Source organism: Trebonia sp. (assembly GCF_030042015.1).
In the GTDB taxonomy this organism is placed as follows: Bacteria; Actinomycetota; Actinomycetes; order Streptosporangiales; family Streptosporangiaceae; genus Trebonia.
In genome coordinates this window covers 1-8,582 of the sequence record NZ_JASIAL010000154.1, presented here as the reverse complement: position 1 = coordinate 8,582, position 8,582 = coordinate 1, and the positions used below count along the sequence as shown (strand labels likewise).

At 70.6% G+C, this 8,582-nt stretch carries 6 protein-coding genes and 1 pseudogene; 3 read left to right on the top strand and 4 right to left on the bottom strand.

Annotation, left to right across the window (positions count from 1 at the left end; all coding sequences use genetic code 11):
• Positions 1-178 precede the first annotated feature (178 nt).
• A complete protein-coding gene (locus tag Q1N79_RS07865; protein ID WP_300606049.1) occupies positions 179-2,356 on the bottom strand; it encodes a DUF6049 family protein in 2,178 nt (725 codons plus the stop codon).
• Between the two features lie 84 nt (positions 2,357-2,440).
• Here Q1N79_RS07865 and Q1N79_RS07860 point away from each other — a divergent pair, with 84 nt between their 5' ends.
• Positions 2,441-3,913, top strand: coding sequence for a CCA tRNA nucleotidyltransferase (locus Q1N79_RS07860; RefSeq protein WP_300606050.1), 1,473 nt, complete (start codon positions 2,441-2,443; stop codon positions 3,911-3,913).
• Here Q1N79_RS07860 and Q1N79_RS07855 read toward each other — a convergent pair.
• The 3 genes from Q1N79_RS07855 to Q1N79_RS07845 all read right to left on the bottom strand — a co-directional run bounded on the left by Q1N79_RS07855 (position 3,826) and on the right by Q1N79_RS07845 (position 7,117).
• Positions 3,826-5,238 (bottom strand): MFS transporter, encoded by a 1,413-nt coding sequence (locus tag Q1N79_RS07855; protein ID WP_300606047.1) that lies wholly within the window; start codon positions 5,236-5,238, stop codon positions 3,826-3,828. The genes Q1N79_RS07860 and Q1N79_RS07855 overlap by 88 nt on opposite strands.
• A gap of 164 nt (positions 5,239-5,402) precedes the next feature.
• On the bottom strand, positions 5,403-6,482 hold the full coding sequence (locus Q1N79_RS07850; RefSeq protein WP_300606045.1) for an inositol-3-phosphate synthase: 1,080 nt from the start codon (positions 6,480-6,482) through the stop codon (positions 5,403-5,405).
• A complete protein-coding gene (locus Q1N79_RS07845; RefSeq protein ID WP_300606043.1) occupies positions 6,482-7,117 on the bottom strand; it encodes a PadR family transcriptional regulator in 636 nt (211 codons plus the stop codon). Before Q1N79_RS07845 ends, Q1N79_RS07850 begins: the two co-directional genes overlap by 1 nt.
• 261 nt (positions 7,118-7,378) lie before the next feature.
• Between Q1N79_RS07845 and Q1N79_RS07840 the strand changes: the two genes are divergently transcribed.
• Together Q1N79_RS07840 and Q1N79_RS07835 are read left to right on the top strand one after the other, a co-directional pair.
• Complete coding sequence (locus Q1N79_RS07840; protein ID WP_300606041.1) at positions 7,379-7,783, top strand: DUF5318 family protein; 405 nt, start codon at positions 7,379-7,381, stop codon at positions 7,781-7,783.
• Positions 7,784-7,992: 209 nt separating this feature from the next.
• Positions 7,993-8,582, top strand: a pseudogene (locus Q1N79_RS07835) (hypothetical protein); the annotation flags it as partial.

The following is an 8,582-nucleotide window of genomic DNA, read 5'->3' as shown; positions in this document are numbered from 1 at the left end:
GGTGCCGGCTGTGCCGGCGGTTGCGGTGCCGGCTGTGCCGGCGGCGGCTGCCGCCTGGCGCGCGGGCCGGGCGGGCGCGGACGGTCCGTCGGGTCGCCGTGGCCGTTACCGGCGCGGTCCTCTCCCTGATGATCCTCGGGCGATCCGGGACGGTCCCCGCCGGGCCGCGTCGGCCTGGTCATCCGGCGCCTCCAGATCTGCCGTGTACTCTGCCGTCATTCCGCCACCGGCGGATCCACCGCGCCATCGACGTGAGCACCAGAGCCCCCAGCGCGGCGGCGATCAGCACGAGCAGCGCCCGGCCGTAATGCGTGGCTTCGACGCTCAGGGACTGCGACGCCCCCCGCCAGGTCAGCGGCAACCCATTCTTCGTCACCAACTGTAGCTGCAGCGTGGTGGTTCCGATGCCGCTTGAGTACATGGTCATCGTCACCGTGCCCGTCTTCCCGGCCGGCACCACGATCAGGGCGTGCGGGTTCGCGACAGAAAGCCCGCTGCCCGGCGGCACGATCACCTCGACCCCGACCTGGACAGGCAGCTGCCCGGCGTTCTGCACGGATATCGGCGCCGGACCGGAGGCGCCGCCGAGCAGCAGCTTCGTCCCCGCCAGGATCTGGACCTTCTGCTCCCAGTACCGCAGGTAGTCCGCGAGCTTGGTCAGCGCCAGCGATCCCGCGGCCCCGCCCGCGCCGCGCCAGGCCGAAGACTCCGTGCCGACCGCCGCGGCGTCGAGCGTCTGCAGCATGCTCGCGCTCGGCTGGTACAGCAGGTCCGTGTACAGCGCGAGGCTGCTGTCGACCGACCTGACCTCGCTGAGGTAGCCGCTGCCCAGCTCGGCGGTGTCGACCTGGCTGCCCGCCAGCGGCTGGCGCGCCTTGAGATCGTCGGCGGCGGAGGCAAGGCTGGACAGCCCCACCGGGTGCAGCCAGGGCAGCGACGAGGTGAGCGACAGCAGCCTTTCCGCCTCGGCCGCCGGCGGGTCCCAGCGCTGCGGCGGCGCGAGGACCAGGGAGCGCTTCTGGTAGGGCGCCTCGGCGGCGATCATCGCGGTCTGTGCGACGAAGTCCTGCTCGGCCGCGAACTGTGCGCCGGCCGGCGCGCCTGCCGACGCCGAGCCGAGCACGCTGGTCAGCTCCGAATCCGCCAGCAGGACCCCCATCTCGGTGCCGGTGCCCGTCGTGGTCGCGGCGAGGGCGTTGTCGTACGGCGCGTCCGTGGATGTCATCTCACCGCTGTTCAGCACGACGGTGGAGATGCCGCCGTTGGTGGCGAGGCTGGTGAGAAGGCTCGCGTCCGCGGTCCCGCCGGCTGGCCAGGCGAGCGCCGCCGACCCGCCGTCGCCAGGACCGTTTCCGGCCATCCCGAACGGACGGTTCAGTATCTTCCTGGCGACCGACTCCCCGAGCTGGTAGGCGGTCCGCACGTTAGCGTCCAGGCCTGCCCGGGTCAGCGCGGCGACGTCGGCGTCGGCGTAGGGGGTAACGACCACGGGTTCGCCGGCCGTCCCTGTCCGCAGCGCAGCCAGCCAGCTGGCGGCGGCCGCGCTGGCGGGGGAAACGGGCGCCCCGGTGCAGGTGGCGTTGCCGCCGACGAAGTGCCTTTGTGCCGTCAGCTGCGCGTCGGACAGCAGCGCGGGATCGACTACCCAGGTCAGCTCGTCCTGCTGGGCCCACTGCTCGCCGACCGCGAGCAGGGTGTCGAGCCGCCCCCCGGTGCGCAGGCTCGCCGCCAGCGAGTTCGTGGCCAGCGTCTGCGGGCACGGGCCCTGCTGCGGTTCGTCGATGAGCGGCCAGAGCCAGGCGGTGCTCAGCGGGTCCGCGGAGTCATTGCCCGGCCAGAACGGCAGGAAAGTGCGCTCGGCGGCGAGCGGGGTGCCACCGGCTGACTCGGCCTGTGCCTCGAGCGGGTACACGCCGAACGTGGCGCCGTAGTAGGCCGCGGCCGCGCTGAACGACGCGGACCAGCGCACGGTGCTGCCGCTGCGCACGGTGCCCGGCACCACGTACGGGGTGCCGATCGGCAGCGGGGACATCACCGAGTTGCTGCCGGCGGCGTAACTGTCCATCTGCGAGCGGGCCAGGAAGTCCTGGTCTTCGGTCAGCAGCTGTACCTGGATGCCCTGCAGGGGCGAGCCGGTATCGTTGGTTACCGTCCCGCTTACCGTCACGGTGGAGCTGGGAGTCGCGAAGCTCGGGTTCAGCGCGTCGATAGAGATGGTGAGCTGGTGAGAGGAAGCGCTGTCCGTTCGGGCTGACTGTTGTGCTTCCTGGACGTGGGCTGCCGCGGCCGGTGCGGCGAGAACCGGTCCGGCGAGGGCGAGGAAGCCAGCCATCAGGGTACGAACGACAGTGCGCACGCTTCGCATGCTATTGCCGTTTTCCTGAAAGGATTGGGCTAGCTACCCTCGATGCCCGTGTCAGATCCCACCTCCGCCGCCACCGTGCGTGCCGACCAGCGTAAGGCGGCCACGGCGCTGCTGCGTGCGGTCACGCCGGCCGCGGCCGAGCTCGGGGAGCTGTTCACCCAGGCGGGGCACGAGCTCGCGCTCGTCGGCGGGCCGGTGCGGGACGTCTTCCTCGGCAGCCGCCCCGGTGACCTGGACCTGACGACCGACGCGGTTCCCGAGCGGGTCCTCGCGATTACCCGCGGGTGGGCCGACAGCACCTGGACGGTGGGGATCGAGTTCGGCACGGTCGGCCTGCGCAAGGGCGAGGTCGTGTTCGAGATCACGACCTACCGCAGCGAGCGGTACGAGCCGCGCTCGCGCAAGCCTGACGTGCGCTACGGCACGTCGCTTGAGCAGGACCTGGCGCGCCGGGACTTTACGATCAACGCGATGGCGGCGCGGCTGCCCTCCTATGAGCTTGTCGACCCGTTCGGGGGCCTGGCGGCGCTGGCCGAACGCGTGATCCGCACGCCGGGGCGCCCCGAGGACTCGTTTTCCGACGACCCGCTGCGGATCCTGCGCGCCGCCCGGTTCGCCGCCAGGCTCGGGTTCACGGTCGCCGCGGACGTGCAGGCGGCCATGAGCGCGCAGGCGCCCCGGCTGGCCATCGTCTCCGCGGAGCGGATCGCCGACGAGCTGACCAAGCTCATGCTGACCCCGTCGCCGGCGGACGGGATCGACCTGCTCGTGCGCACCGGGGCGGCGGACCTGGTGCTGCCCGAGGTGCCCGCGCTGCGGATGGAGGTCGACGAGCACCACCGGCACAAGGACGTGTACACGCACAGCCTCATCGTGCTCCGGCAGGCGATCGACCTCGAGCCGAGGTACGGCCTCGGGCCCGATCTCGTGCTCCGGCTGGCCGCGCTGCTGCACGACGTCGGCAAGCCGAAGACCAGGACCCTGCTGCCCGGCGGCAAGGTCGCGTTCCACCACCACGAGGTGGCCGGCGCGAAGATCGTGCGCAAGCGGCTTTCCGAGCTGCGGTTCGGCAAGGAGGTCACCGCCGACGTGTCCCGGCTCGTGGAGCTGCACCTGCGGTTCCACGGATACGGCGACGGCGAATGGACCGACTCGGCGGTGCGCAGGTACGTGCGCGACGCCGGGCCGCTGCTGACCCGGCTGCACGCGCTGACCCGGGCGGACTGCACGACGCGGAACGCGCGCAAGGCCGCGCGGCTGGCGGCCGCGTACGACGCGCTTGAAGAGCGCATCGAGGCGCTTCGCGAACAGGAGGAGCTCGACAAGATCCGGCCCGAGCTCGACGGGGACGAGATCATGGCGCTGCTCGGCCTGGCGCCAGGGCCGCTGGTCGGGAAGGCGTGGAACTTCCTGCTTGAGCTGCGGCTCGAGGAGGGGTCGCTCGGCAAGGAGCGGGCCACTCAGGAGCTGCTGCGCTGGGCCTCTTCCATGGGGCTGCGCGCGGCGGCGGACTCCGCGCCCGGGGAACGTCCGGACGACAGCCAGTAGCCGGCCGCGGCGAGCAGGTAACCCACGGCGACCACGGCGACGATCGCCGGGGCCTTGCCGTTGACCGGCATGAACGCCGCGAACGCCGCGGCGCCCGCCACGTAGGTGGCGTTGTACATCATGTCGTAGAAGGCGAATACCCGGCCCCGGTAGGTGTCCTCGACCTGCTCCTGGAGGATCGTGGTCGCGCTGATCGCCACGCCCTGCCTGGTGAGGTACATGAAGAAGCCAATCGCCAGGTACGCGATCTGGTTGAACGTCTCCCCGCCCAGTCCGGCCACGACCGCGGCGGCGATCAGCAGCAGCGTGATCCACGCCTGCTTGGATATCCGCCGCGTCGCGGGCGGCGTCACGACCGCGGCACACGCGTAGCCGACCGCCGAGACGGCCGCGAGCACTCCGACGTGCGACTCCGCCGTCGTGACGTGCGCGGGGTAGAAGTAGTTCCTGTAGAGCAGGATCGACATCAGGAACAGCGGGCCGAACAGGAAGCTGTACGCACCGGTCGCGCCGAGCGCGGCGCGCGGGCCGCGCCGTCGCAGCACGTACCTGACGCCGGCCAGCAGGCCGGCCGCGGCCACGGCGAGCTCGTCGAGCACCCGGACGCGCGCGCTCGCCCGCTCGGGGCCGAGCAGGTACCTGCCCATGGTGGCCGCGACCAGGCTGGCCGCGACGTAGCAGCCGCCGCCGACGAGCATGGTCACGGCGGCGCCCCGCTCGGTGTCGCCCGTGCCCGCGTTCAGGCCGAGGGCGACGATGCCGCCGATCGCGCTCATGATCCCGCCAGCCGTCGGGGAGACCGAGTTGGCCATGACCAGCTTGCCTTCCGGCACCACGTGCGGCAGCGCGGCGCTCAGGGCGGACAGGAAGAACCTGTTCACGCCGAGCACCGCGAGCACCGCGACGTAGAGCGCCACCCCGCGGTTGCCGCCGGCCATCAGCGCGGCCGTCACCACCACGAACGCCGCGCGGATCAGCGCGGACCAGACCATGATCTGGCGGCGCGACCAGCGGTCGATGAACACCCCGGCGAACGGGCCGATCAGCGAGTAGGGCAGGTAGAGCACCGCGAACGCGGCCGCGCCGGCCGTCGGGCTCGGGAACGTGCTCGCGTTGAAGAACACGTAGGTGCCGACCGCCGCGGTGATGATCCCGTCCCCGGTCTGGCTCACCAGCCGGGTGGCGAACAGCTTGCGGAAGTCCCGTTCGGCCAGCACGGCCTTCAGGTCGGCGATGAACGTGGACCTGCGACCGGGCACGCCGACGGCGCCGGCGTCCCCTGCGCCGCCCGGCACCGGACTTTCTGGCTCTGCCCCTGCCGCCACTTGTCCAGCTTAGTGCCGGCGCGCCCGGATGTGCCGCGCCGGTTTGCGCCGCGATATCCGCTCCCGCCGCGCGTTGTCAGGCGTTCCGCATGGCCAGGCCCGTCCTTCCAGCCATCCGCTCCTGAGCGGACTATAAGGCCGGCCTACGACAAAAGGCTGACGCGCTAGCGGTCGACCTCGCCGCGGATGAACTTCTCCACGAGGTCGCGGCACACGTCGTCGCCGAACTGCTCGGGCGGCGACTTCATGAAGTAGGAGCTCGCCGAGATCACCGGGCCGGCGATGCCGCGGTCCTTGGCGATCTTCGCGGCGCGGATCGCGTCGATGATCACGCCGGCCGAGTTCGGCGAGTCCCAGACCTCGAGCTTATACTCCAGGTTCAGCGGCACGTCGCCGAAGGACCTGCCCTCAAGGCGGACGTAGGCGAACTTGCGGTCCTCGAGCCACGGCACATGGTCAGACGGGCCGATGTGCACCGCGGCCTTCTCCATCTCGTGCGGCACCTGGGAGGTCACCGCCCGGGTCTTGGAGATCTTCTTGGACATCAGCCGGCTGCGCTCCAGCATGTTCATGAAGTCCATGTTGCCGCCGAAGTTGAGCTGGTAGGTGCGCAGCAGCTCGACACCGCGGTCCTCGAAGAGCTTGGCAAGCACCCGGTGCGTGATCGTGGCGCCGACCTGGGACTTGATGTCGTCGCCGACGATCGGGACGCCGGCCTCGGCGAACTTGGCCGCCCACACGGGGTCGGAGGCGATGAACACGGGAAGCGCGTTGACGAACGCGATCCTCGCGTCGATGGCGCACTGCGCGTAGAACCGGTCGGCCTCCTCGGAGCCGACGGGCAGATACGACACGAGCACGTCGGCCCGCGCCGCGCGCAGCGCGGCGACCACGTCGGCCGGCTTCTCGTCGGACTCGGTGATCGTCTCGCGGTAGTACTCGCCGAGGCCGTCGAGCGTCGGGCCGCGCTGCACGATCACCCCGGTCGGCGGCACGTCGGCGAACTTGATCGTGTTGTTCTCGCTGAGGAAAATCGCCTCGGCGAGATCACAGCCAACCTTCTTGGCGTCCACGTCGAAGGCGGCGACCACCTCCACGTCAGACACGTGATAGTCGCCAAACCGAACGTGCATCAGGCCAGGCACGCGGGCTGCGTCGGCCGCGTCCTTGTAGTACTCAAGGCCCTGGACGAGCGAACTCGCGCAGTTGCCTGCCCCCACGATGGCGACGCGCACTTTTCCCATCAGGATGACTCCTTCTCGCTTCCGCGATCCATGTCGGTCTGACCCGCGGGCGGGTAGGGTCCGCCCGCGGTTGTGTTAGCTTCTGAATTCCGTTCCGAGGCGATCAGCTCGTTGAGCCAGCGCACCTCGCGCTCCACCGATTCGAGACCGTGCCGCTGCAGCTCGAGGGTGTAGCTGTCGACCCGTTCCCTGGTGCGCGCGAGCGCCGCCCGCACCCCTTCCATCCGGTCTTCCAGCCGGCTACGGCGGCCTTCCAGGATCCGCAGCCGGATATCCGCCCGCGTCTGGCCGAAGAACGCGAAGTGGACGCCGAACTCGTCGTCTTCCCAGGCTGCGGGGCCGGAGTCGGTGAGCAGGCCGTGCAGCCGCTCCTTGCCCTCGGCCGTCAGCCGGTAGACGATCTTCGACCGGCCCGCCCGGCCCGCCCTCGCGGCCTGGCCCTGCCGGGCCTGCGCCGGGGGATCGTCGCCTTCCCTGGCGATCAGGCCCTCGGCGTACAGCTTGTTGAGGCAGGGATACAGGGTTCCGTAGGAGAGCGCCCGGAACGTCCCAAGCAGCACGTTCAGCTGCTTGCTCAGCTCGTAGCCATGCATAGGCGCACGGTGCAGCAGCCCGAGAACTGCGAACTCAAGCACGGCTGTCCGGTTGCGGCCCACGGCGTCCCCCCGTCGGGTACGGTTTGCGTGTATCTCCACGATATCTCTTGCCGATATCTCGGTTCGATATATCGAGCTGGACTACCACAGCATATGCAACCGTTCCGCTTCCGGCAACCGGTTGTTCACCTGGCTGGAGCCGCGGGTCTTGTTCAGACGGCAACCGCAGTCCGGTGGCAAACGAGTTCAGATGGCAAGGGGGCTCGGCTTCGCCGGAGTTCGCGACGTACCCTGTGGGACATGGCATCTCGGCGATCGGTCGTGGACTACGGGCTTGCGCGGCGCGCGACACTCGCGTCCGTGTACGCGGGCCACACGACCGTCGCCGACGTCTGCGACGCGCACCCCTACCTGCTGCGCGCGGCCAGGTTCCACGGCGAGCCGACCGACGTGCGCTGCCCGATCTGCCGCAAGAGCAACCTCACGCATGTCACCTATGTGTACGGGGATGAACTCGGACAGTACGCGGGACGGGTCAAGCGGGGGCCCGAGCTGACAGAGATGGCGGCCGAATACGGCGAATTCCGGGTCTACGTGGTCGAGGTCTGCCAGAGTTGTGGCTGGAACCACCTCGCTACGTCGTACGTCCTTGGCACTGGCGAGCCCCCCGCACGCCGGGGGCGCCGTGCGCGGAGCGGCCAGTAGCCGCAGTGGCGTGACGCAGCGCGGACGTTCCCGCTTACGTCACGAGGAGGCATGCGCCGAAAGAGCCAGGCAGGTTCATCGCACCATGTACCGTGTGGGTTCGGCGGGCCACGGCTGCCCGCGAATTCGCGCCGTGCGTGCCTGACCGGCCTGACGATATCTAGCCAGGAACGGGCCGGCAGGCTCGCTCACAGCCACAGCGAGGACGTGTGAGTAGTAGCGACGACTTTAACGGGCGGTACGGGCCCGGTGGAGGGCGGGAAGCTGACGATTACTCCGGCGGCGCGCAGGGCGCCGGCGCACCCGGCGCCGGGGCTCAGGGCGCGGGCCGGAATGGCGACGGCTACCGCGGTGGCTACACCCGCGGAAACGGCAGCGGCAGCGCCGGCGGTAACGGCGCGGGGGCAGGCGCCGGGAAGTACCCCAACCCGGAGGGCTGGGGCGACGACGGTTTCTGGCGCGACTCCAGCATGGACGCCGACTACGAGACCGGCGTGAATAATGCGGTCAGGACCAGCGACAACAGCCCGTTCGGCAATGGCGGCTATACCTACTGGGCCGACGGCAAGGGATGGGAGAACTCGGCGGGCAACACGGCCGGGCGAGGCGGGCGGCCCCGCCAGGCAGACCGGGCTGCCAGGGGCGCCCAGGGCGGCGGTTTCCCCAATGGCCGGGCCGGGGGAAACGGAGGTGCCGCGTTCGCGCGCGGGGCCGCGGCCGGCGCGGCGGCCGGGTACCCCACGCGGGCGGAAAGCGGAGCGGATTTCTTGCAGCCCGGCGGCCCCGGGGCCGGCTCCGG